We start from the raw sequence: 22,623 nt of genomic DNA, 5'->3' as shown, positions 1-22,623 counted from the left end.
CGTTTTGAATTGAGATGCGCGCATGCGCAACAGGGAGTACGCCAGTATGTTGAACCGTGAAATTTACGAGCTGGATCCGCAACAGAACCGGCTGGAGAACAACGGTGTTGCAGAAGTTAAGGACGACCAATCAACCCAGGCGCTCAGAACCCTGCGCTATGAGTTGCAAACCTTTGTCTGTGATGGTGAGTACGAGTCAGGACTCGACAAGATCCTCTCCACCTATCTACGCAACCTGGGCGACGGGCACGAACAGCCGGGCGTGTGGATCTCCGGCTTCTTCGGTTCGGGTAAATCGCACCTGGCAAAAATGCTCCGCGCGCTCTGGACCAATCAACCGTTCAGTGATGGCGCAGCGGCCCGCGACATTGCCGACCTGCCGCAAGAAATCAAGGATCACCTCAAAGAGCTGAGCATCCAGGCCAAGCGCCACGGCGGCCTGCATGCGGCCTCCGGCACCCTGGGCTCTGGCGCCAACAACAACGTGCGCCTGGCGCTGTTGAATATCGTTTTCAAGTCCGCCGGCCTGCCGGAACAGTACCATCAGGCGCGCTTCGTTCTCTGGCTGCACAAGCAGGGAATTTTCGATCAGGTGAAAGCCCACGTTGAAGCAGATGGTGATCACTGGGAAGACGAGCTGGAAGATCTCTACGTCTCCAGTAGCATCGCCCGGGCGTTGCTGGCCATCGACAGCACCCTTGGGGATGACGTCAAACAGGTACGCCAGCTGCTGCGCGAGCAGTACCCCAACGTACAGGACGTCACTAACCAACAGATGGTGGATGCCATCCATGACGCCCTGGCCAGGGAGGGTGAGTTCCCACTCACGCTGATTGTTCTCGACGAGGTGCAGCAGTACGTCGGTTCGGATACGGAAAAGGCTCACCAGGTGCAGGAGGTGGTCGAAACCTGCTGCAAACACTCCAAGTTCAAGAGCAAGATGCTGTTTGTCGCCACTGGCCAAAGTGCCCTGTCCGGCATGCCCAACCTGCAGCGCCTGCTCGGTCGTTTTCAGATTACCGTCCAGCTGTCCGATACCGACGTGGAATCAGTTATCCGCAAGGTCATCCTGCGCAAAAAGGCCTCGGCTCGTCCGCATCTTGAGCAGGTCATGCAAAGCCATCTGGGTGAGATCTCCCGACAGCTGCGTGGCACCAAGATCGAGCACCATCGTGACGATGAAAAAGTCATGATTGCCGATTACCCGCTGCTGCCGGTGCGTCGGCGCTTCTGGGAAAAGGTACTGCGCATTGTCGACACCACCGGCACCGTGTCCCAGCTGCGCAACCAGCTCAAGGTGATCCACGAAGCCGCCCAGGCCACTGCCGATAAGCCGCTGGGGCATGTGGTACCGGCTGACTTCATCTACAACCAGATCTCGGTCAACCTGCTGCAAACCGGGGTCATCTCCAAAGAGATCGCGGAAATCATTGGCCGCCTGTCCGCCGGTGATGCAGACGAGCAGCTCAAATCCCGCATCCTTGCCCTGGTGCTGCTGATTGGCAAATTGCCTACCGACCCCACCGCTGACTGTGGCGTGCGTGCCACGCCAGACATGCTGGCTGACCTGCTGATTGATGACCTCAATCAGGGCAAAGACCTTATTCGTACCGAGGTACCCAAGCTGCTCCAGGAGCTGGCCGACGAAGGTCTGGTCATGGCCATGCAAACCAGCACCGGTACCGAATACCGCCTGCAAACCCAGGAAAGCGCCCAGTGGTATGACACCCTGCGCCAGGAAGAGGCCGATCTGCGCGGCAACCTGCAGCGCGTGGAGAACATCCGCGTGGACTTGCTGCACAAAGAGCTGCGCAGCCAGATTGCACAGGTACGCCTGACCCAGGGAAAATGCAACGAGCCGCGTCAGGTCATCCCCTGTTTTGATCAGGAACTGCCGAAGGACGCCAACGAAAAGATCTACGCCTGGGTACAGGACGGCTGGTCGCTGGATGAAAAGAATTTCATGACCGAGGCGCGCAGCCGCAACCCCAGTGAGCCGACCATCTTTATCTATGCACCGGCGCGCAATCGCTCCGAGCTGACCAACGCCATCATCGCCGAACACGCCGCCGCCGCCACCCTGGACAAGCGTGGCATCGCCAATACCGATGCCGGCAAGGATGCGCGCATTGCCATGGAAACCCGCCACCGCGACGCGCAGAAGCAGGTACAAACCCTGCTGCGTGAAATATTCGATGGTGTGCAGGTACTGCAAGCCGGTGGCAACGAGGTCGATGGCAACACTATTGCCGACCGGGTCGCTACCGCTGCCAAATCGTCTCTGGTGCGCTTGTACCGCGAGTTCGATCAAGCCGATCACCCGGCTTGGGGCAAGGTCTTTGACCGGGCCAGCAAGGATGGAGGCCAGAATGCGCTGGAGTTGCTGGGTTACAGCGGTGATGCCGAACAGCACCCGGTCTGTTCCGCGATCATGCGCTATATCGGCGTGTCAAAAAAGGGCAGTGAAATCCGCGAGCATTTCCTCGCCGCCCCGTATGGATGGCCGCAGGATGCCATCGATGGCGCGCTCTATGTGCTGCTGTCCGGTGGCCTGTTGATTGCCACCGACAACCGCAACAACCCTGTCACCGCCAGCACGCTGGAGCGTAAGCAGATCACCCAGACCAGCTTCCGTCCGGAAAGTATCACCATCCGCCCGGTGGATTTGATCAAGATCCGCGGAGTGCTCAGCAGCAGTGGTATTGACTGCCAGCCCGGTGAAGAAGCCAACAAGCTGCCGTTACTGGCAGAAAAAGGCAGAGAACTGGCCAAGCGCGCCGGTGGCGCCGCGCCATTCCCAGCAGTGCCAGATACCAAAGTGTTTGACGAATTGGCCCGGCAATCCGGCAATGCCCAGCTTAAGCATGTGCTGGACGAGCAGGACGCCATCAAGCAGGCGATCCAGGAGTGGAGCGATACCGCCAAGCGCATTGAAGCCCGCCGCGGCGACTGGTCACTGCTGACCGCCTTGCTGGATGCCAGCCGTGGCCTGGCGTTCCACGCGCCGATACAGTCCGAAGCCGACGCCATCAATCAGCAGTGCTCTCTGTTGGATGACCCCAACCCGGCGACGGGCCTGATACAGCAGCTGGTGAGCAAACTGCGCGATGCGGTGCAGCATCATGTGCAGGCTTACCTGGATCGCCACGCAGCCTGCCTTGCCCAGTTGCAAGCGGACAGCCACTGGCAGCAGCTGAGTGCCGAGCAACAGAACAGCATTCTGCAAAAGCGCAAGCTGCTGACCCTGGAGCAGCCGGCGCTGAACGATGCAGAGGCTATTATCGACAGCCTCAGCGATGTCAGCCTGGAACAGTGGACCGACCGCACCGAGTCCCTGGCCAGCAAGTTCGACAGCGCCCGCATGGAAGCCGCCGAACTGTTGCAGCCCAAGCTGCAGCGCATCAATCTGCCGCGCAAAACCTTTGAAAGCGAAGCCGAGGTGGACGCCTGGCTGGCAGAGGTAAAACAACAGATTCTCAGCAAACTGAATGACGGACCGGTAACTTTCTGATGAGCCAAGCCACACATCGCCAACCCCTGGATAAAGCCCTGCGCCGCGCGCTGGAGGCTGCGGTAATCAAGGCACGCGACATCGCTGAGCTGGCCGCTACCCAAGCGCTGACCCGCTTGAGTGTAGGCGAGGCCAAGCCCGCCGATTACCTGAATGAGGAGCAGCGCGAACTGCGCAACCGCCTGCGTGCCCACGGTCGCCAGCTGGGCGACATCAAGCAGGACAACAAGCAGCAGAGCATCAGCCGTCTGGTGACAGAAGCCGCCTACCAGCATTGGCACCGCATGTTGTTTGCGCGCTTTCTGGAACAGAACAACCTGCTGATGTACGACGAACACACGCCGCTGAGCCTGGCTGAATGCAATGAGCTGGTGCAGGATCCGGACACCCTGCGCGATGAGCAGGAGCGTCGCTGCCAGAGCGGCTGGGAGCTGGCCGGCGTGCTGGCCTCGAAAATGCTGCCGCAGATTTTCCGTATCGACTCGCCGGTGTTTGCCCTGGAGTTCGCCCCCGAGCACCAGCGGGAGCTGGAAAAACTGGTTATCGGCCTGGCAACGGACACCTTCCAGGCCCAGGACAGTCTCGGCTGGGTCTACCAGTTCTGGCAAAGCAAGCGCAAGGAAGAGGTCAACAAGTCCGAGGTCAAGATCGGCGCGGATGAACTGTCACCGGTCACCCAGCTGTTTACCGAACCCTATATGGTCAGCTTCCTGCTGGATAACAGCCTGGGCGCCTGGTGGGCAGGCCAACGACTCACCGACCACGACTGGCAAACCGCCCAAAGCGAACAGGAGCTGCGAGAGAAAGCCGCCATCCCCGGCGTACCGCTTAGCTACCTGCGCTTTGTGAAAGACGACGAAACACAGCAATGGCAGCCCGCTTCCGGGACCTTCGAAGCCTGGCCCAAGCACCTAAGCGAGCTGAAAGCCCTCGACCCCTGCTGCGGCTCCGGCCACTTCCTGGTTGCTGCCTTCCTGATGCTGGTACCCATGCGCATGCAGGCCGAGCAACTCAATGCCCGACAAGCCATCGACAAGGTGCTCAGCGAAAACCTCCATGGCCTGGAGCTGGATCAGCGCTGTGTCGAACTGGCGGCCTTTGCCGTGGCGCTGGAAGCCTGGCGCTACCCGGATGCCGGTGGCTATCGCACACTGCCCGAATTGCACCTGGCCTGCAGTGGCCTGTCCATCGCTGCTGCCCGTGACGAATGGAAAGAACTCAGCCGCAAGGCGGGCAAACAGAACCTGACCATCGCCCTGGACTGGATGTACCAGACCTTCCAGGATGCCCCGGTTCTCGGCAGCCTGATCAACCCGCGCCGCAGCAAGGCCGCACAAATTGCCCAGTGGAGCGAACTGCAGCAACTGCTGGGTGAGGCACTCACTCAGGATCAGGCCAACCAGCAAAACCGAGCTGATAGCGAAATCTCCGCCATAACCAATCGCCTGGAAGCCGGCATTGTCGCCCAGGGCCTGGCCAAAGCCGCCGAGCTGCTGGCTGGCCAATACACCTGGGTGATCACCAACGTGCCTTATCTGGCGCGTGGCAAGCAGCATGACACCCTTAAGAACTACTGCGAAACCCATTATCCCGCAGGTAAGAATGATCTGGCTACGGTGTTTCTTGATCGCTGCCTAGAGTTCTGTGTGCAGGGCGGCACCGCCAGTATTGTCTTGCCGCAGAACTGGCTGTTCCTGACCAGCTACCGCAAGTTCCGCGAAAAGCTGTTGCAGAACGATAGCTGGCATTTGATTGCGCGACTAGGGGCGCAGGCATTCCAGACCCCAATGTGGGATTTCAACGTGCAACTGCTTACCCTGAGCCGTGGCAATGCGGCGGGACAGTCGGCGGATCTGCTGCACAGTGGCGAGCAGGGCAACTGGATTCGTGGGGTGGATGTGTCCGAACCGCGTACGGCGGGGGAGAAGGCGGCAAGGTTGTTGGTGGATGAAGTGAAGAGTGTGGAGCAGGGGAGGCAGTTGGAGAATCCAGATGCTCGTGTGAGTTTGCTGAATGGTGAGGTTGAAGCGCTACTTAATGCACATACCTACCACAACCTTGGCATCTGCACCGGTGATGCAATCCGATTCTATAAAAAAGTCTGGGAGCAGCCTTCGAGGCTGGACGGCTGGTGTTGGATGCAAGGAACCGTAGAGGATACGGTAGATTTTGGTGGTATGGACAACCTTGTTTTTTGGCAGAATGGGCACGGTGATCTGTATGAGTTCGTTCTTGAAAAACTAGGAGAAGATCAGGTTGGTTCTTGGCTTCGCGGCAAAAATGCCTGGGGGAGACCGGGAGTCCTCGTTAGCGCGATGGGTAAACTGCCTGTTACTCGTTATGCGGGGGGATTTTTTGATGAAAACACTGTCGTTGTAACAATTGAAAATTCGCTTCTGCAGCCTTCAATATTTACATATTTGTCATCGAGTAGTTACGGGGCTGATGTCAGAGCTATTAATCAGACTTTAAAGGTCCGTGGTGACTTGGTAAAAATTCCATTTGATCAAAATCATTGGACTACAGTCGCCGAAGAAAAATACCCAAACGGCCTGCCTCAGCCCTACACCAACGATCCCACCCAATGGATTTTCCACGGCCATCCTTGCGGCTCGGTAATCTGGGACGAAAACAGCAAATGGACCGCCCACGGTGATCTGCGCGTCGATGAGTCCGTGCTACAAGTCGCCGTCGCCCGCCTGCTCGGCTACCGCTGGCCGGCAGAGCTGGACCCGGAAATGGAGCTGGCCGCCGAACAGCGCGTATGGGTCGAGCGTTGCCAGTCTCTGGCCAGCTTTGTCGATGACGACGGCATTGTCTGCCTGCCGCCGGTGCGCGGCGAAAAGGCCGCCGACCAGCGCCTGGAAGCCCTGCTGCAAGCCGCCTATGGCGATGCCTGGACCACCCCGCTGAAAAACCGCCTGCTCGACGCCGTCGGCAGCAAATCCCTCAGCCTCTGGCTGCGCGATAAGTTCTTTGAACAGCACTGCAAACTCTTCCAGCACCGGCCCTTTATCTGGCACATCTGGGACGGTCTCAAAGACGGCTTCAGCGTACTGGTCAACTACCACAACCTCGACAAAGCCGGCCTTGAACGCCTGATCTACACCTACCTGGGCGACTGGATCCGTACCCAACAGGCTGGCCTGGCCAACGGTGAAGACGGCGCCCAGGAACGCCTCGCCGCCGCCGAAGCCCTGAAAAAGCAGCTCGAAGCCATCCTCGAAGGCGAAAAGCCCTACGACATTTTCGTACGCTGGAAGCCCCTGGCCGAACAGCCCATCGGCTGGACCCCAGACCTCAACGACGGCGTCCGCCTCAACATCCGCCCCTTCCTCAAAGCCCGCGACGTCGGCAAAAAAGACGCCGGCATCCTACGCTGGAAGCCCAACATCCATTGGAAAAAAGACCGTGGTAAGGACGTTGAGTCTGCGCCTTGGTATGAGCTGGGTCTGGAATATGGCGAAGGCGTAGGCGCTCGTATCAATGACCACCATCTGACGCTGGAAGAGAAGCGCAGAGCGCGAGGAGGGTGATGATGAAAGCAAAGCGTCCGTATATACAAGGGGTGGTGGCTGCATGTTGACAATAGGAATGGAAAACTTTCAGTCCGTTAGGACTATGCAAGAAGTACCCTTAAGCGGGATCACCCTTGTGTATGGTAATAATTCAAGCGGAAAGAGCATTATTAAAGATGCACTGGAAATGGGTTTGAATATGCACAGGGGGCCTGCATTTAACAGTCCGCCCGAAAAGTGGATTAACTTTCGTGCGCGCGAAAACTCTGAGCCGGTGAGGCTTGCATATTGCTTCGCTGTTTCAGATGCTTATGGCGACAAAAATTACATAATTGAACACATGATTAGTGATTCATTAGTTGATGGTGGGTTTGGGTCAATTATAGATGTCGATACTGATAACGAATACGTATCATTGCTCTCGGAATACTTGGTTGATTCCCTGGTTCGTGTTGAGTACGAGTGGCATGAGGAGGGGTTCTCAGGTCGAGATGAAAAATATGACACCAAGACCGAGATCGGTCTTGGCAGAATTGGAGATTCTGGGTTAGTTGAGCTTGAGGTTTTTGCTGAGGTGTATTCTGAGCAAGAAGGAGCGCTGTTGATTTCCTTCAATAAGAATCATGAGCTAATTAGGATGTTGTTGGGTGGGTTGGAGGTGTCCAGTTTTATTAGTGGTAAAGATTTGCGCGAGTTCGCCTTAGAGCCAGATGGTGTTTTTTTCACAAACCCTATTATGGAGCGATACAGGTGGTCGAAGGCTGATGATTTTTGGGGAGAGAATGAGTCTGATGTTGGATATATTCTGGCTTTTTTCTCTGCTATAGGTATTCATCATTTTGTATCGGAAGCCTCAAAAATAAAATATATAGGGGATATCAGAGAGGGTAAGGAGCGGCTGGAGGGTGATCGCTATGCTGGTGAAGAATATTGGGAGAAGCTGAAAGCACTTGTTTTAGAGGAGAAGTTAGAAAGTCCGAGCTTTATGGGCGAGCTGGTAAGGATAAATAAGTGGCTTGGCGAACCAAAATACTTGAATAGCGGGTATAAGCTTTGCGGGGACTTTAAGTTCCTTGTCGGAATGGATGAGTTTAAGTCTGTGAAAGAGAATGGTTTTAGTTCTCTAGTATCACGGGTTAGTGATGTGGGTGGCCTGCAGTACTCCAAGCTTATGCTAAAGGACATCGCCTCGGGGCAGTTGATAGACTTTTCTGATGTTGGTACCGGTGTATCCCAGGTGTTGCCAATTCTTTATTACATGTCCTTATCTGGGTTTTTTGGTGGCTCGGTTTATATTCAGCAGCCTGAGCTTCATCTGCATCCAAGGTTACAAGCCAGCATGGCTCAAATTTTTATCGATTCGTTTATCACGAATGACAAGGCTAGAAACTACATTATAGAAACACACAGCGAGCTTATTGTTCTCCGCATGTTGAAGGTGATACGGAAGAATTATGAGACCAAGAACCTGCTCAAGGAGCGTGCTCTTCTGGCGGATGATGTAAATGTGATTTTCGCCGTCAAGGACGAAAAAGGTGTCACGGCCTATAAGCATTTGCGCATTTCAAAAAATGGCGATTTTCTCGATAAATGGCCTGAGGGTTTTTTTGAAGAACGAGACCAGGAGCTATTCTGATGAATAGGTTCTATTCCGTCTCGCCCAAAATCTTCACCAATGCTACCGAGGTGGGCATCGTCCTGAATAGCTTCGGCTTCGATAAGGGGCGTTTTTTGGCCGCACTGCCAAAATCCTTTCTAAGGGAGCTGTTCGATACTGCTGCCGGTTTCTCTGAACTGGAAGGGAAGCGAGTGCGGGCACTGGTTGAAAAAAACAAGCATGCATTGCTGAAGCTTGGCCTGCCTTATGACGGCAATAAGACTTGGTTGGAAAACTCTCTGCATCTGATCGAGCAGAACTGCTTGCACGGTGCTCTGTGCAACGATGATGTGGGCTCGGAACAGATTTTCACTCTCGACGATGTGGCCGATGGGGAGTTGCCCATATCTGATGGTGCTCGGGACTATGGAACAGCTGAGAACATCATCAAATACATGGATGTCATCCTGAAAACCAGTTTGGAAGTGTTTTTTATCGATCCCTACTTCAGTCTGGGGAAGGCTAAGTACATAAAATTCCTGCAGGCATTGCTCCAGCATCCGGATTCAAAAGATACCAATTACGTTTTTTTCTGCAAGCTAGAGCACTTTGCCACGCGGGAAAGCTTTGACTCGCTCGCTCAGCGGCATCTACGTCAACATATGGTTCAAGGCTGCAGCTTGACTGTTTATCCTCTTGCAGGCGAGGCAGAAATGCATGGAAGGTACGTCTTCAACATTCATGGAGGCGTAGACTATGACAAAGGGTTTCAGGTCGACGAAAGCGTTCGCGTGGACTTTTCAGCCATGCCGAGAGCACTGCACGCCAGCTACTTTGATGAGTACAGTGAGCTGTTGCGTAATGAAGCTACAGACTATCGACTCAAGGCCGATTGATTGGTATCAGGCCGCACACGCATGGTCATGCAGAGAATAGAATCATGAGCACAAAAAATCCCATCGATTACTTGACTATCAAAGGGTTCAAATCCATCAGGGATTTGGATCGGCTCCGTCTGCAGGGCCTGAATGTCCTCATTGGCGCTAATGGCGTTGGGAAGAGCAATTTTGTCGATTACTTCCGCATGCTTAGTGAAATGGTTGAAGAACGGTTGCAGCCATGGGTGACACGACAGGGCGGAGCTGACCGAATTCTCAGTTACGGAATCAAGTGCGGACCAGAAATCAAGTGCGAGCCACGCGTAGTACCGCGTAATAGGCCTGCCAAAGAAAGGAATCTTAGTATGAAGTTTCATCACTCACTGCGCTCAATCTTTTTCTATTTGATATTGATGTGTTCTGTTGATGCGTTGGCGTTTAGTTATGAAGACGTGCGCATGCTGGCAGAACAGGGAGTACCAGAAGGCCAATATGTTCTTGGTCTGTTGTATGAGCAGGGTGAGATGGTATCCCAGAACGTAAAAGAGGCAGAGAAATGGTATCGCCTAGCAGCTGAGCAGGGGTTTAGCGAAGCCCAGTTCTCCCTGGGTGTGTTACACGGGCGGGGTAAAGGCATACCAAAGAATATAAATGAGGCCGTGAAATGGGTTCGTTTGGCTGCTGAGCAGGGGTACGCCCCAGCCCAGTCCTTGCTGGCCTGGCTATATGAGACAGGCGATGGCGTACAAAGAAGCACTAGGGAGGCCGTGAAATGGTATCACCTTGCCGCTGAGCAGGGTGATGTCGAAGCCCAGTCAAAACTTGGCTTTTATTATGGTTATGGGTTTGGCGAGGGTGTTGATGTGGATAAAGAAGAGGCTGCGAAGTGGAACCGCCTTGCGGCTGAGCAAGGAGATACCAGGGCGCAACTCAATCTGGCTCTTATGCTAGAGAATGGTAATGGGGTACCGCAAAATATTGAGGAGGCTGTAAGTTGGTATCGCTTAGCAGCTGAGGGTGGTAGCGCGTTAGCCCAGTTTTTTATGGGGAATATGTATGCAGAAGGCGAACGGGTACCACTCAGTGATGAAGAAGCAGCGAAATGGTATCTCATGTCCGCTGAACAGGGGTATAGCGAAGCTCAAGCGAAGATGGGTGGCCTGTATGTGAGCGGCAAAGGGGTGCCGCAAGACTTCCGGGAAGCAATGAGGTGGTATCGCTTGGAGGCTGAGGGAGGGAATGTTGGGGCGCAGTTCAACGTGGGACTGCTGTATGAGTTTGGCGAGGGCGTACCACAAAGCTTCGAGGAAGCTGCAAAGTGGTATCTAATGGCAGCAGAAAAGGGAAATGACAAAGCGCAAGCATATCTTGCCCGTCTGTATGCGACAGGTCAGGGGGTGCCAAAGGACTTAGTGAAAGCATATTTTTGGTACAACATTGCGGCTGTGACCTATGCCGAGGCCAGAGAACCACGAAATGTTCTTTCAGCGGCGATGACACCCCAACAAATAGCTGAGGCCCAGCGGCTATCAGTTGAGTATTTTGAAAATCGCTGACGCCCCCTTGAATTAAACCAAGATGATTCGCTGATTTTGGCACCTCCTGAAAGGACAGATATGAAATTGATTGACCTGCTGGCCCAGGAAGTTCGGGCCAGTGCTGCCTACAACTCGAATGTGCAAGAAGCCCCCAGCGTCATTCTCTGGACTGACAAACAGCGACAGTGGGAGTCAGCGTTGCCGTTGTTACAGGCTGCGCTGCCCGAGCTGATTGTGTTGGGTAATTATGCCCCCGAGCGTAAAACCGGACCGGCGATCTGGATCAAGTGTGTGGTTGAGGGTGTGCTGCCGGATATAGAGCTACCGGCTGACCGGACCCCTATCGTTTATCTGCCGGGTTATGAGCGCCGTGACTTGCGCGCCATTGCTGACTGCCCAGAACCGCTCAAGCCGCTTGCGGAGCTGCAGTATCGCGGTTGCTGGTGGATCTACAGCAACTCCGGTCGGGACTGGACTGTGAATGCTTTCCTGATCTCGGCAAATGGCGGTGCCGGGCTGGATGTGGCCAAGGATGAGAAAACCCAGCAGGCCATGCTGCGTGTGTTGCCCGAAATCCTCGATAGCGAGCGCGATGATCTGAGTAATCGCCGCCTGGAAGCTGCAGATTTCAACAAACTGGTCAGCAGCGATCCGGTACGCGATCTGCTTAGCTGGATGAATGACAGCCAGGTATGCAGGGAGCGCTGGGACGCTTCACGCTGGCAAGCCTTGGTCGGTATTTGTGAAAGTGAATACAGCTTCCATCCAGACCAGGACGGAGAACTGACAGCGGCGGAGTTATTGTGCCAGCGCCAGGGGGCCTGGGAGGGCGTGTGGCAGCGCTTTATTGAGTCCTGCCATCACTACCCGCAGCTGCCGCAGTTGCTGATGAAGGTGCAGGCTGATCTGGCTGCCAGCGGTGCCAGCTATCCGTCCATCAATGCCAACGAGGAACAGCAGCTGGAGGCTGAGCTGTCACGCTTGCTTCAGATGGATCCGGCCAAGGCGCGTCTGGCTATTGCAGAGCTTGAGCGTCGACATGCCGAGCGTCGCCAGTGGATCTGGTTTGCCTTGGACATGTCACCTTTGGCTGGGGTACTGCAACATCTGGCTGAAATCGCCACGCATACGGCAACGGTGTTTTCCGGTGCGGATCCCGAAGAGATGGCTGCGCAGTACCGAGATCGCTACTGGCAGGCGGATGATCAAGCTTTGAAGGCGCTGGCTTATCCCTTGCCGGCGGCAGAGCAATCGCTGGTACAAGGCATTCTTGATGTGATCTATACGCCCTGGTTGGATGGCGTCACACGTAATTTCCAAGGCTTGGTGCGGAGCAAGGGGTACCCGGGAGCTGATCAAATTAATGAGGCGGTTGCTGAGTATGCGGCTACTGGCGAGGCAGTGTTTTTTGTAGATGGGTTGCGCTATGACACTGCCCAGAGACTGATGCTGAAACTGCAGGGGCTGGGTGAAGTGCGACCGGGACATAACTGGTCAGCCATGCCTTCGGTGACGGCGACCGCCAAGGCGGCTATAACGCCGGTACATGAGCGACTGACAGGCCGCACTACAGATCGTGATTTTGAGCCGAGCCTGCTGGATGAAGATAAGACTTTCTCAGCCTATTACCTGAGGAAGCTGCTGCAGGAAAAAGGCTGGCAATACCTGGAAGAAGGGGAGTCGGGTGACCCGACATCCAATGCCTGGCTGCAAAGCGGTGATATCGACAAAGAAGGCCACGTGCGGGGTCTGAAGCTCGCCTCACGCATCGATATCTTGCTTGATGAAGTGGTGGAGCGTGTTGAGGAACTGATCGCCGCCGGATGGCAGAAGATTCGCATCGTCACTGACCACGGTTGGGTCCTGACACCCAAGCCCATGAGCAAGGTTGATCTGCCCAAGCACTTGACCGAGACCCGCTGGAGCCGCTGCGCACTGATCAAGGATTCGGTGGATAGTGGTTACCAGCAAGTGGGCTGGTACTGGAACAGTGCGGTGAGTGTCGCTGTTGCCCCCGGAGCCTGTAGCTTCAAGGCCGGACAGCATTATGATCACGGTGGTTTGAGCTTACAGGAATGCTTGACGCCGGTTATCGAAATACGCAGTTCACAGCCTGCCATGCCGGTTTCTGCGGTTACTGCGACGCTGTCGGATATTCGCTGGCTCGGTCTGACCTGCAGAGTGCAGGCAGAGACCGAGGCAGACGGCGTACTGGCTGTGTTGAGAACCCACCCGGGCGATCCGGACTCTGAAATCAGCAAACGCAAGCCGCTGAAAAAAGGCAAATGCAGCCTGATGGTGGACGATCAGTACGAGGGCAGCTCTGCAGTGCTGGTGTTGCTGGACGATCAAGGTAACGTGTTGGCGAAGAAGCCAACGCTGGTAGGAGACGAATAAGTGGAAATGGACACGCTGGATCACAAGGCCGCTGATGCCTTTGAGGGGTATCTGGTCCGTAAGGATCTGGTCCGAACCTTTGCCCGCCAATTCCCGGTACCGACCTATGTGGTCGAGTTCATGCTGGGTCGTTACTGCGCATCGACCGATCCGGACGAGATCGAGGAAGGGCTGGAGATCGTACAGCGCCAACTGTCATCCAGGACGGTTCGTGCCGGTGAAGAAGAGCTGTTCAAGGCGCGGGCCTATAAGGAAGGCGAGGCCAAGCTGATCGATATTGTCAGCGTGCGCTTCGTGGAGAAAGAGGGTGGCTATCTGGCCAGCCTGCCAAGCCTGAACCTGAACCGTGTACGCATTGCCGACAAGATCGTTGATGACAACGAGCGCCTGTTGACCGGCGGCTTCTATGCTGAGGTCACACTGGAGTACGACAGTGTAATCGCTGAAGAGAAGGGCAACGCTTTTGGTATCTCCGAGCTGCGGCCGATACAGATGTCCAAACGCAATGTGCTGGATGTGATGGCCGAGGCGCGCAGCACCTTCACCAGCGAAGAGTGGCGTGATTTTCTGATTCGTTCTATTGGACTTGAGCCCAGCGCGTTGAGCCAGCGAGCCAAAGACGCCGTTCTGCTGCGGATGGTGCCCTTCGTTGAGCGCAACTACAACATGGTGGAGCTGGGACCGCGTGGTACCGGTAAGAGCCACCTGTTCCAGCAGATCTCCCCCTATGCGCATCTGATTTCCGGTGGCAAGGCGACCATCGCCAAGATGTTCGTGAATAACGCCAGCGGCCAACGCGGTTTGGTGTGCCAGTACGATGTGGTCTGTTTTGATGAAGTCAGTGGGATCTCCTTCGACACCAAGGAAGGGATCAACATCATGAAGGGCTACATGGAGTCAGGTGAATTCAGCCGTGGCAAGGAGAGCATCCGTGCGGATGGCTCCATGGTGTTTGTCGGCAACTTTGATGTGGATGTCGAGCACCAACAACGGGTTGGGCATCTGTTTGGCCCCTTGCCGCCGGAAATGCGCGATGACACCGCCTGGATGGACCGGATCCACTGCTACCTGCCTGGCTGGGATGTGCCGAAGATGAACAAGGATCTGACTACTGACCATTTTGGTCTGGTCAGTGACTTCTTCTCCGAGTGCATGAGCCGCCTCCGGTTCGAGAGCCGTGTGTCGGTGATGCAGAATCGAGTCCACCTGGGTGGCGCGCTCAGTGGGCGTGATACCAACGCGGTCAACAAAACTGTATCTGGCTTACTCAAGCTTATGTATCCCAGCCAGGAAATGTCGGTGTCCGATGAAGACCTGGAGTGGGCGACGCGGCTGGGCCTTGAAGTACGCCGCCGGGTTAAAGAGCAGCAGAAGCGGGTCGGTGCTGCCGAGTTCCGCAATACCCACTTCAGCTATTTCATCGGTGATGATGGCGTGGAGAAATTCGTGGCGACGCCTGAGCTGCGAGCTGACAACGAGATCGGCGATGACCCGTTGGAGCCGGGCCAGATCTGGACTATCAGTGAGGGTGGTGCCGACATGGAAGACAACGCCGGTCTTTACCGCATCGAGGTCAACGAGGGGCCTGGTTCTGGCGTGAGGATTCTCAACAACCCGGCACCCGCTGCGTTCAAGGAGTCAGTGCGTTACGCCGAGCAGAACCTGTATTCACGGGCAGGGCAATTGGTCGGTGACCGCGACCCACGCGCCCATGAGTTCTCTGTACAGCTGCGCGCTTTTGATGCTGCCAAGCGCGGTTCCAAGCTCGGGATGGCAGCACTGATTGCCATGTGCAGCAGCTTGCTGAAAAAGTCTGTTAAGGGTGGCCTGATCGTGGTCGGAGAGATCAACCTGGGCGGCTCTATCGAACCCCTCAGCAATGCGGTGAACATCGCTGAGCTGGCGATAGAGAAGGGGGCTGGTACTTTGCTGATACCGGTCACCGCCCGCCGCCAGCTGTATGACCTGTCGGATGACATGGCGACCAAGATTGATATCCAGTTTTATCAGGATGCGCGGGATGCGTTGTTGAAGGCGATTGTGGAGTAGGAGCTTTGGACTGTGGAGGCTTAGTCTTCCGGTCAGTGATGACAATATTCTTGGAGAAAGGTACCTCAGTTTCCAGCGAGACCAGATCCACTTGTATTTATACGAGGGAGGGTAGGACAGTGAGAGGGGCCTCTCGCTGTCCGTGGAGATTAACCCCCAAGAAATGTTGATAAAAGTCCAGTCGTAGTGGAAACTGCGCCTGGAAGAGTGAATGCGGATTCCACCCATTCATTAATTGTCTTGTAAAGAGGTTTTTTGTCCTTCCCTATGCTTTTGTTTAGTATTGCAAGAGATTTGCTTGTAAGGATGAAGTTTTCCTCTTCAAGGTTGTTGTAAATTCTGCCTTCCACAGTAGGGTCTACCCTTGTAGCGTGACGAAGGTTGGAAGTGTAATGCTTGCCCTTGATGTTTATGGTTTTCAGATAGCCTTCGGAGTGCAAGAATATAAGGGTGTATTTCAGGCTCTCCATTTTTGACTCATAGTCGTCCAGTTGCGCTATTAACTCGACTATTTCTTTTTTTGTCGAATCAAGGCTATTGTTGTGTTCGGATTTTATTTCTTCAGCGGACTGATCCATCTTGCTTTCTGCAAAAGAGCGTAGCTCTTCTTTTGAAAGATTTTTCCCGACAGAAGTTTTGGCAAGCAAGAGTTCATGCGCAGAAATTTTCTCCTCAAAAAGTTGTTTTTTATCCTTTTTTAGCTCTGATTCAACTTTTTTAAGGAGCTCTTCTAATGAGTATTTAGTTGTCTCATATCTTGGTGAGTCGTGCGTTGCTAAATAGCTGAAAATGTTTTCAAAATCTTTTATGGATGGGGCTTGGGATACTAGATTACTAGCTTCTATGTTTAGTGGGGCTGGAAAAACAATCATCGCTTCATTAATTATTTTAAGCATTAATTCTTGGGATTTTTCAAAAGATTTCATTTACACCTTCCTAGCTATTTCTTCTTGGTCGCCAGCGTTCTCGATGCTGCGAGTAGTGTTTCCCGACAATGGTTTTACTATCTTCCCGCCCCGCTTGCGTTGCAATTGCTCTTTTCACGGGATTTTGCAGTAGATTCAACAAATGCAAGAGCGTGTCCGCCGCGCATGACCGGGGCGGAATCTAGGGGGAGCTAACTATGCGCTAAAATTGGCAAAAAAACATCTGGCAGCTTTCGCCGCCAGATGTGCGTATTTACAGATAACCGCACTCGGACAACGAGGTGCAGCTATCCGTCCCTACCACGATGTGATCCAACACCCGCACGTCGATCAGTGCCAGTGCGTTCTTGAGACGTTCAGTCAGCAGCTTATCAGCCTGGCTTGGGTCAGAGTCTCCGGAGGGGTGGTTATGCACCAGTATAACGGCCGCTGCGTTGTGTTTAAGGGCTTCTTTGACTACTTCCCTGGGGTAGATGGTGGCTGAGTCTATCGTGCCGTAGAAGAGTTCACAGAAGGCCAGGATGCGGTGTTTGGTATCCAGCAGCAAAAGACCGAATACCTCGCTTTCGTATTCGTGCATCAGGTTGCGCAAATGGTCCTTGACCTCAATGGCGCTGGATATGGTTCGACCTCGGCTCAGGCGCTTGCGTGACAGCTGCTTGGCCATGGTCATGATGTCTTCTTCTGTGACCTCCGAGCTGGCCACGATGTAAGTGCCGGGTTCGCTACCGGCTTTCAGCTTGTGGAATCTCATGGTCTTTTCTCCAGATGTAAAAAAGCCGCCTGGGCGGCGGCTGTATCGATGGGGATGTGGCTAATGCCTGGTGGGGCGGTTGTTTTCGGTAGCAGAGACCTTCCTTGCGGTCTGGGATCGAGCTTTTTGCTGTAACTTGTCCGCCAGGTTGTGGGTCGGTTGGGACTGGTGTTCTTCCTGAATTGCGGAGGATGCTTCTGCATGGGCTGGTTGCTCGGGGTAGAACTCTTCCACCAAGCTGGCTACATCATCTTCATCCTCTTCGAAGACGCCATTGCTCAGGCCGTGGCGGACAGCCGCGTCCAGGGCTTCCTGGTTGTAACCGGCGGCGACTCGTTGTTGGTGGAGAGCGTTGGCCGATGCAAGGGCTTCTTCCATGATCATATTGCTGCGCAGGGTAATGTCCGCATAGAAAATGGCGGTTCCGTGGCTCATCCGGGTGGACTTGCCTCTCAAACGCAGCTCCAGCGGCAGACAGGCCAGCTTGTTGTTGGACAGGGCGCTGAAGTAATGCAGCCGTGCATACAGCGTGCGGATGCTGTTGAAGCCGGTGGTGCGGAAGATGAAGCTGTCGGTGTTCTCACCGTCATCAATCTGTACTGTTAGGCGTCCGTAGGGCTTGCAGCCGGAATGCTGCGCCAGGGGGCAGGTGTCTGCTCCGGGGCAGGGTAGGGTCTGGATTCCTTCATTGGTGATGCGTTTACAGCTTTCACCGTCGCCTATGCACATCGGCCGTCCGGTGCTGCGGTCAAATAAGCTGTATTCAGCGCGGAAGTTGAGTACCGGGTCATTGAACATCAGGCGGATGGGGATACGCCGGAGCTTCTCCTCAGGATTGGTTTCTCTCAGTGTCTGATTCAGCGGATGCAGCAGCCATTCCTGGCGGTGCTGGATCTGGCTGGTGATGGTGAACTGGTCGTCCTTTTCCGGTAATCGCTTGCCGTTCTTTTCGGTGACTCGACCGATAGAGATCCGCCCGGCAACTGGCGGAGTGATTGCTAGACCTTTGAGCACGTTGTTTCTCCCATAAACGCATAAGCCCCCGGCTGCCTGGTGCAGTTGGGGGCTTATGCTTGTGGTGTGATGGTTAATTGATAAGGAAACGTCTGCTGCCTTTGCGCAGCGTCTGATACTTTTCCTGCAGGTGCGGCAGGTCCTTGAGCAGGGCTGCGGTGTTAAAACTCAGGCTGTCCTTGGCTTTGCGCCAGGTGACAGAGCCGCTGACAAAGATCGCTTCGGAGGACGTGCCCATGGCCTGTTGCAGTTGCTGTTTCAGGCTGGATTCGCGCTTTTCCTGCTCAGCAATCTCGCGGCGGATCTGCTTCAGTTCCTCATAGGCTTGATTAAGCTCCGAGTTCTCCGTCATATCTAACGCTTCGCCATCGTCGCGAGGGAATAAGCAACGAAGGGCCAGGTCCGCAGAAGCAGAGCCGTCTGCTGGTGGGGGCGTATCGGTTTCAACGTAATGCCAGAATTGCCGTTCCAGCTCGATCAGCTGAGCAATCATGGCTTCGTCACGCTCGATCCTGAATACTTCCAGCTGCTGACCTGCAATCAGAACGGCTACATCAGCGGCCTGCTTGCCGGTGACTGCCAACTGATGAAGCACCTGGACCTGTACGTATTCGGGAACACCCTCCTTCCAGAGTCGGGCACCATTGATCCCCGCTGTCTTGCACTCCAGGATCTGCACTTCTGGGTTACCCATCACTTCACGGTCAAGGTTGGCCAGCATCCAGTGAAGGTCAGGGTTGGGGTGCTGTAGCATGGCATTGATCCGGCGCACCTTGTTGCCGGTCTTCTTGGCGTATTGCACCGCTACAATAGGCTCCAGGACCGTGCCCCAGAATATCGGGGTGCTGTCATCATTTGGATCGGGCTTGGGGATTTCCTTGTCACGCCCGGTTTTCTCCATCCAGAGTTCCAGTTGTGATTTGTAGGGGTTCAGGCCGATAGCCGCCGCTGCATCAGAACCACCGATGCCTTGCTTGCGGACGTTCAGCCATTCTTCGCGCTCCATGTTCTTGGTGTTGACCAAACGCAGGGCACGGTAAGGCACAGCCATAGGCTGCAGATTATGGGCTTCCATAATGCACTCCAGTTCAGTATTTGAATTTGAAAGGGGTAAAACGGGGTAGGGGGTCAGGCGACCAGCTGCAAGGCATTGTCCAGGGCACGCTGCTTCATTTGTGCACCATTGCCAAACCAGGCGGAATCCAGCCGGTAATCAGTGCTGCGGGCCTGGCGGTGGTGATCGACATACTCGGTAACCGCGCTGAGCATGCCCCAGGCTGTTCCCTGTGCGGACTCCAGGTCGCTGCCCCGGCCAGCACCATCAAACAGTTCCTGGACACGCTTGAGACCACGCTCGTTGGGGAGTTTTTCTGGCAGCGGTTCATGTTCATCAATCTCAGATACCACGCCCATGAAATACGCCATTGCCTCTTTCCAGCTAACCTTGCGCTGTGACAGCAGGCGCATCTGGTACTTGAAGTCGTCCCACTGGGAAACGGCAATACCCAGGTCCTGTTTTACTACATCAGGCTGAAAGACCGTGTTATGCGGCACCTTGATAGCGCGGGGAGCGCCATTCACTGCAACGGTCAGGGTGTTGTTGCAGACCACACGAACAGTGGTGGGGGTCGCTGTCGTGGCCATGGTGCCGTCGCATGATGTGGCTAACAGCAGGTAACCGTTTACCTGATCTTTGCCCTTCAGGGCGAAGTCCAGGCCGGTACGGGCCAGCGCCCAGAACTTACGCCCACCCTTGAGGACACCGGCGGTTTCCAGCTCATAACCAGATACCTCGGTCAGATCGCGGTAAAACTCGATGACGTCCCGAGGCTGGACAATCTGGTACCGCTTGGACACCACCGAGAGAGCTTCCTTGGTATCCGAGCGGTACAGCACCCGTTGCTCCGGATAGGTGTGGATACTGCCCAGCGGGCCGCGTGTGTCCGCTTTGAAATGGACCGGGCTGTCCAGTATTTCCCAATCCATACCGGCTTCGCGCCGCCAGACTTCAAGGGGTTGTTTGGGAGAGAGTTGTTGGCCCAGGCCGTGCCAGGGGGTAGCGCCTACATAGGCCATGTTTTCAATTTCGTGCGCCATGGTTGTTTCTCCAAGACGGCATACATCGCTCAGGCCACAAGCAGCCTGGATGGTGTATGGAATGAATTAGGAAGGGGTGGAATTTCAGAAGCGTGACTGGCAGTCGAGGCACAGGTAACTGCAAATTACCTGCTGATCAACGACTTTACCCAGCTGCAAACCGGCTACGCAGCCAGCAAGGGCACCGGCAATAGCGCCCAGCACCGCGCCCGCGCCGACGCCCACAGGGCCGCCAGCCGCACCGACTTTCATGCCCGCTCGTGCACCGCTGGTGGTTGCTGCTGTAGCACCACTGAAAGCACCGGCGACGGTGCCGACAGCTCCGCCGACACGCCGACCATGATTGCTAGGAATGACGTCGCGCGAGCCGCATTGGGGGCAGGGTTGTGTCATAGGGGGTTCCTCATGAGATAGGCCAGCTGAGTGGCTGGCTGTGGTGGGTTCATGAGGGTTATGTATGAGTGGGATTATTTTGAAATGAATAAATCCGGGCAGCCAGTAATCCACTGATGGCCTATTGACTTCCAAGACGCAATAGGTGAGCATCTCAATCACTCCCATTATGGAATGGGTGGCTGATTGGTTATCCCTTTGTCAAGGGTTATGTTAACCAACCACGCGATCGCGTAGTTGGTCACTGCTCGCCGTACAGCTCCTTGTATAGCGCTGCTCAGCATATCCAGACAACTGTGATTCAGGTAATGTTTCATTAGAGCATTCCTCCAAACAGATGATACATGCAGGTAATATTGCAGCTTGAGGAATGAACACGTTTCAGTTCCTCATGTAGACCTCTGTAGCTTTAGCTACCGGTCAGGTGTGTCGAGAGGTACATCAAAGACGGCGACGCAGGGCAAGCGGCTGCAACGTGCTTGCTGTCGCCGGAGCCAAAAGGATGTATCTATGTCTAAAGGTGATGACTGGTACCGCAACAGATCTTATTCCCATTTTGATCGGCCGCTGCAAAGGGATCAGGCCCAACGTTTAGTGGAATCTCCTGAAGCTGTTACAAGGCATGCTTTTTGGCCAGTTATTATTAATCCGCAAAAAACTGTCTCTATAAAGAAAGATAAGGTAAAGGGAGGCCGTATTTATGTTAAAAAATATAGGCCAATTGCTTTTGCCGCGCATAGCGACTCGCACATATATTCTTATTACGCTAAAAAGCTGACTGATCATCTAGAAATAACTTATGAGAAGCTGGATGGCGCTCCGCATGTGCTTGCCTACCGGAAGTTTGATCCTGCACGAAATAATATTCATTTCGCGTACGAAGCTTTTGAGGAAATTCGGAAGAGAGGCGATTGCGATGTGGTTGCATTAGATGTTGAGGGGTTTTTTGATAGTCTTAATCACAATAAACTTCAGCAGGCGTGGTCTAACCTGTTAGCCACGCAGCGACTACCTGACGACCACTTCGCCGTTTACAAAGCATGTACTCGTGACTCAGCTATTACTGTACCTGTTCTACGTGAACTATTTGGTGGCGAAGTGCGGCGCAGAGCTGGGTTGGAAGGCCGAGCTATCTGTACGCCACAAACTTTCCGGGCAGTAGTTAAGCCGAGACTGCGATCACGCCATGAGGTTGCTTGGGAGGTTAAACGGAAGCAGCCACCGAGCATAAGGGCGGGGATACCCCAGGGGTTGCCGATAAGTGCAGTGCTGGCCAATGTGTATATGCTTAGAGCCGACAACGATATATTGCAACGAGTTCGGGAGCTGGGAGGAAGTTATCGACGTTATAGCGATGATATTCTGCTGGTTATGCCGAAAGGTAAGGGAGGGGATGGGGAGCGAACTGTTATAGAGGTGCTTTCTAGCGTGTGCTTGTCAGTTCAATCAAATAAAACCCAGCGTCATCGGTACCTGATGAGTAATGAGGGGCTAGCCTCCTTTTCTCTTGATGAAAATTATAACTTAGGGCCTTGTTCGGCAGCTTCTTATTTGGGGTTCTCTTTTGATGGCCGCCATATCCGAGTTCGTGACTCCACCATCTCAAGATTTATGATCAAGGCAAAAAGAGCGATAGAACGATCAAGGATTGCAGCGGAGAAAAGTGGTTCAGGGTATATAAAGAAAAGGCAGCTCTACGCAAGGCTGACGAGTCTTGGCTATGGCAGCGCTTATGGCGATAGCATTTATGAAAAACTGAGTGATGGTGTGCTACCTAAAGGGGCTCCGCGCTTGGGCTTTTTCAAATACTTGTCTTTTGCAAAAAAAATTATAAAAAGTGAAGCCCTGGATAGGCAGGCTCGTCAGATCGAGAGTCAGGTTTTTCAAGAGTTGAATATGGCCGAGACTCTTTTGAATAAGAAGAGTTAGCCTGAATTGCTTATATAAGTAA

Annotated in this window: 14 protein-coding genes; 8 read left to right on the top strand and 6 right to left on the bottom strand. The window is 54.3% G+C overall.

Annotation, left to right across the window (positions count from 1 at the left end):
- Positions 1-46 precede the first annotated feature (46 nt).
- Genes brxC through brxL form a run of 7 tightly spaced genes read left to right on the top strand, consistent with a single transcriptional unit; the run spans position 47 to position 15,488 of the window.
- Positions 47-3,511 carry a BREX system P-loop protein BrxC gene (gene brxC, locus VF673_RS03325; RefSeq protein ID WP_440290859.1) on the top strand — a complete coding sequence of 1,155 codons (3,465 nt, stop codon included), beginning with the start codon at positions 47-49 and terminating at the stop codon, positions 3,509-3,511.
- Entirely contained in the window at positions 3,511-7,047 is a 3,537-nt protein-coding gene (locus VF673_RS03320; RefSeq protein WP_440290858.1) for an Eco57I restriction-modification methylase domain-containing protein, read from the top strand. The genes brxC and VF673_RS03320 overlap by 1 nt, the downstream gene beginning before the upstream one ends.
- Positions 7,048-7,090: 43 nt before the next feature.
- The gene (locus VF673_RS03315) at positions 7,091-8,665 is read left to right on the top strand and encodes a DUF3696 domain-containing protein (protein ID WP_440290857.1); all 1,575 of its coding nucleotides are present in this window, start codon (positions 7,091-7,093) and stop codon (positions 8,663-8,665) included.
- Entirely contained in the window at positions 8,665-9,522 is an 858-nt protein-coding gene (locus tag VF673_RS03310) for a hypothetical protein (RefSeq protein ID WP_440290856.1), read from the top strand. The genes VF673_RS03315 and VF673_RS03310 overlap by 1 nt, the downstream gene beginning before the upstream one ends.
- 44 nt (positions 9,523-9,566) lie before the next feature.
- Complete coding sequence (locus VF673_RS03305) at positions 9,567-11,060, top strand: hypothetical protein (protein ID WP_440290855.1); 1,494 nt, start codon at positions 9,567-9,569, stop codon at positions 11,058-11,060.
- Positions 11,061-11,120: 60 nt separating this feature from the next.
- Positions 11,121-13,439 carry a BREX-1 system phosphatase PglZ type B gene (pglZ, locus tag VF673_RS03300; RefSeq protein ID WP_440290854.1) on the top strand — a complete coding sequence of 773 codons (2,319 nt, stop codon included), beginning with the start codon at positions 11,121-11,123 and terminating at the stop codon, positions 13,437-13,439.
- Positions 13,440-13,445: 6 nt separating this feature from the next.
- Positions 13,446-15,488 (top strand): protease Lon-related BREX system protein BrxL, encoded by a 2,043-nt coding sequence (gene brxL, locus VF673_RS03295; RefSeq protein ID WP_440290899.1) that lies wholly within the window; start codon positions 13,446-13,448, stop codon positions 15,486-15,488.
- A gap of 149 nt (positions 15,489-15,637) precedes the next feature.
- Here the strand turns inward: brxL and VF673_RS03290 are convergent, their stop codons facing one another.
- From VF673_RS03290 to VF673_RS03265, 6 genes are all read right to left on the bottom strand, one after another.
- Complete coding sequence (locus tag VF673_RS03290; protein ID WP_440290853.1) at positions 15,638-16,414, bottom strand: hypothetical protein; 777 nt, start codon at positions 16,412-16,414, stop codon at positions 15,638-15,640.
- Positions 16,415-16,667: 253 nt separating this feature from the next.
- Positions 16,668-17,168, bottom strand: a complete 501-nt coding sequence (gene radC, locus VF673_RS03285; RefSeq protein ID WP_440290852.1) for a RadC family protein — start codon at positions 17,166-17,168, stop codon at positions 16,668-16,670.
- Between the two features lie 60 nt (positions 17,169-17,228).
- Positions 17,229-18,182, bottom strand: coding sequence for a recombination directionality factor (locus VF673_RS03280; protein ID WP_440290851.1), 954 nt, complete (start codon positions 18,180-18,182; stop codon positions 17,229-17,231).
- Positions 18,183-18,255: 73 nt separating this feature from the next.
- Complete coding sequence (locus VF673_RS03275; RefSeq protein ID WP_440290850.1) at positions 18,256-19,257, bottom strand: YqaJ viral recombinase family protein; 1,002 nt, start codon at positions 19,255-19,257, stop codon at positions 18,256-18,258.
- 53 nt (positions 19,258-19,310) lie between these two features.
- Positions 19,311-20,279: a DUF932 domain-containing protein gene (locus VF673_RS03270; RefSeq protein ID WP_440290849.1), complete on the bottom strand. Its 969-nt coding sequence runs from the start codon at positions 20,277-20,279 to the stop codon at positions 19,311-19,313.
- Between the two features lie 84 nt (positions 20,280-20,363).
- The gene (locus VF673_RS03265; protein ID WP_440290848.1) at positions 20,364-20,531 is read right to left on the bottom strand and encodes a hypothetical protein; all 168 of its coding nucleotides are present in this window, start codon (positions 20,529-20,531) and stop codon (positions 20,364-20,366) included.
- Positions 20,532-21,182: 651 nt separating this feature from the next.
- On the opposite strand from VF673_RS03265, the gene VF673_RS03260 reads away from it, so the two are divergent.
- Complete coding sequence (locus VF673_RS03260) at positions 21,183-22,601, top strand: reverse transcriptase domain-containing protein (protein ID WP_440290847.1); 1,419 nt, start codon at positions 21,183-21,185, stop codon at positions 22,599-22,601.
- Positions 22,602-22,623: the final 22 nt, after the last annotated feature.

The organism is Halopseudomonas sp. Lyrl_26 (assembly GCF_051948695.1).
GTDB lineage: Bacteria > Pseudomonadota > Gammaproteobacteria > Pseudomonadales > Pseudomonadaceae > Halopseudomonas > Halopseudomonas formosensis.
Note: the sequence above shows the minus strand (reverse complement) of the source record. Positions and strands in the feature narration are given on the sequence as shown.

What these genes read in the sequence shown, in the direction of transcription:
- radC (WP_440290852.1), bottom strand. Translation starts at nt 17,168, where the DNA reads ATGAGATTCCACAAGCTGAAAGCCGGTAGCGAACCCGGCACTTACATC.
- VF673_RS03270 (WP_440290849.1), bottom strand. Translation starts at nt 20,279, where the DNA reads ATGGCGCACGAAATTGAAAACATGGCCTATGTAGGCGCTACCCCCTGG.
- pglZ (WP_440290854.1), top strand. Translation starts at nt 11,121, where the DNA reads ATGAAATTGATTGACCTGCTGGCCCAGGAAGTTCGGGCCAGTGCTGCC.
- VF673_RS03305 (WP_440290855.1), top strand. Translation starts at nt 9,567, where the DNA reads ATGAGCACAAAAAATCCCATCGATTACTTGACTATCAAAGGGTTCAAA.
- VF673_RS03265 (WP_440290848.1), bottom strand. Translation starts at nt 20,531, where the DNA reads ATGAAAGTCGGTGCGGCTGGCGGCCCTGTGGGCGTCGGCGCGGGCGCG.
- VF673_RS03290 (WP_440290853.1), bottom strand. Translation starts at nt 16,414, where the DNA reads ATGAAATCTTTTGAAAAATCCCAAGAATTAATGCTTAAAATAATTAAT.
- VF673_RS03310 (WP_440290856.1), top strand. Translation starts at nt 8,665, where the DNA reads ATGAATAGGTTCTATTCCGTCTCGCCCAAAATCTTCACCAATGCTACC.
- brxC (WP_440290859.1), top strand. Translation starts at nt 47, where the DNA reads ATGTTGAACCGTGAAATTTACGAGCTGGATCCGCAACAGAACCGGCTG.
- VF673_RS03275 (WP_440290850.1), bottom strand. Translation starts at nt 19,257, where the DNA reads ATGGAAGCCCATAATCTGCAGCCTATGGCTGTGCCTTACCGTGCCCTG.
- VF673_RS03315 (WP_440290857.1), top strand. Translation starts at nt 7,091, where the DNA reads ATGTTGACAATAGGAATGGAAAACTTTCAGTCCGTTAGGACTATGCAA.
- VF673_RS03260 (WP_440290847.1), top strand. Translation starts at nt 21,183, where the DNA reads ATGTCTAAAGGTGATGACTGGTACCGCAACAGATCTTATTCCCATTTT.
- VF673_RS03320 (WP_440290858.1), top strand. Translation starts at nt 3,511, where the DNA reads ATGAGCCAAGCCACACATCGCCAACCCCTGGATAAAGCCCTGCGCCGC.
- brxL (WP_440290899.1), top strand. Translation starts at nt 13,446, where the DNA reads ATGGACACGCTGGATCACAAGGCCGCTGATGCCTTTGAGGGGTATCTG.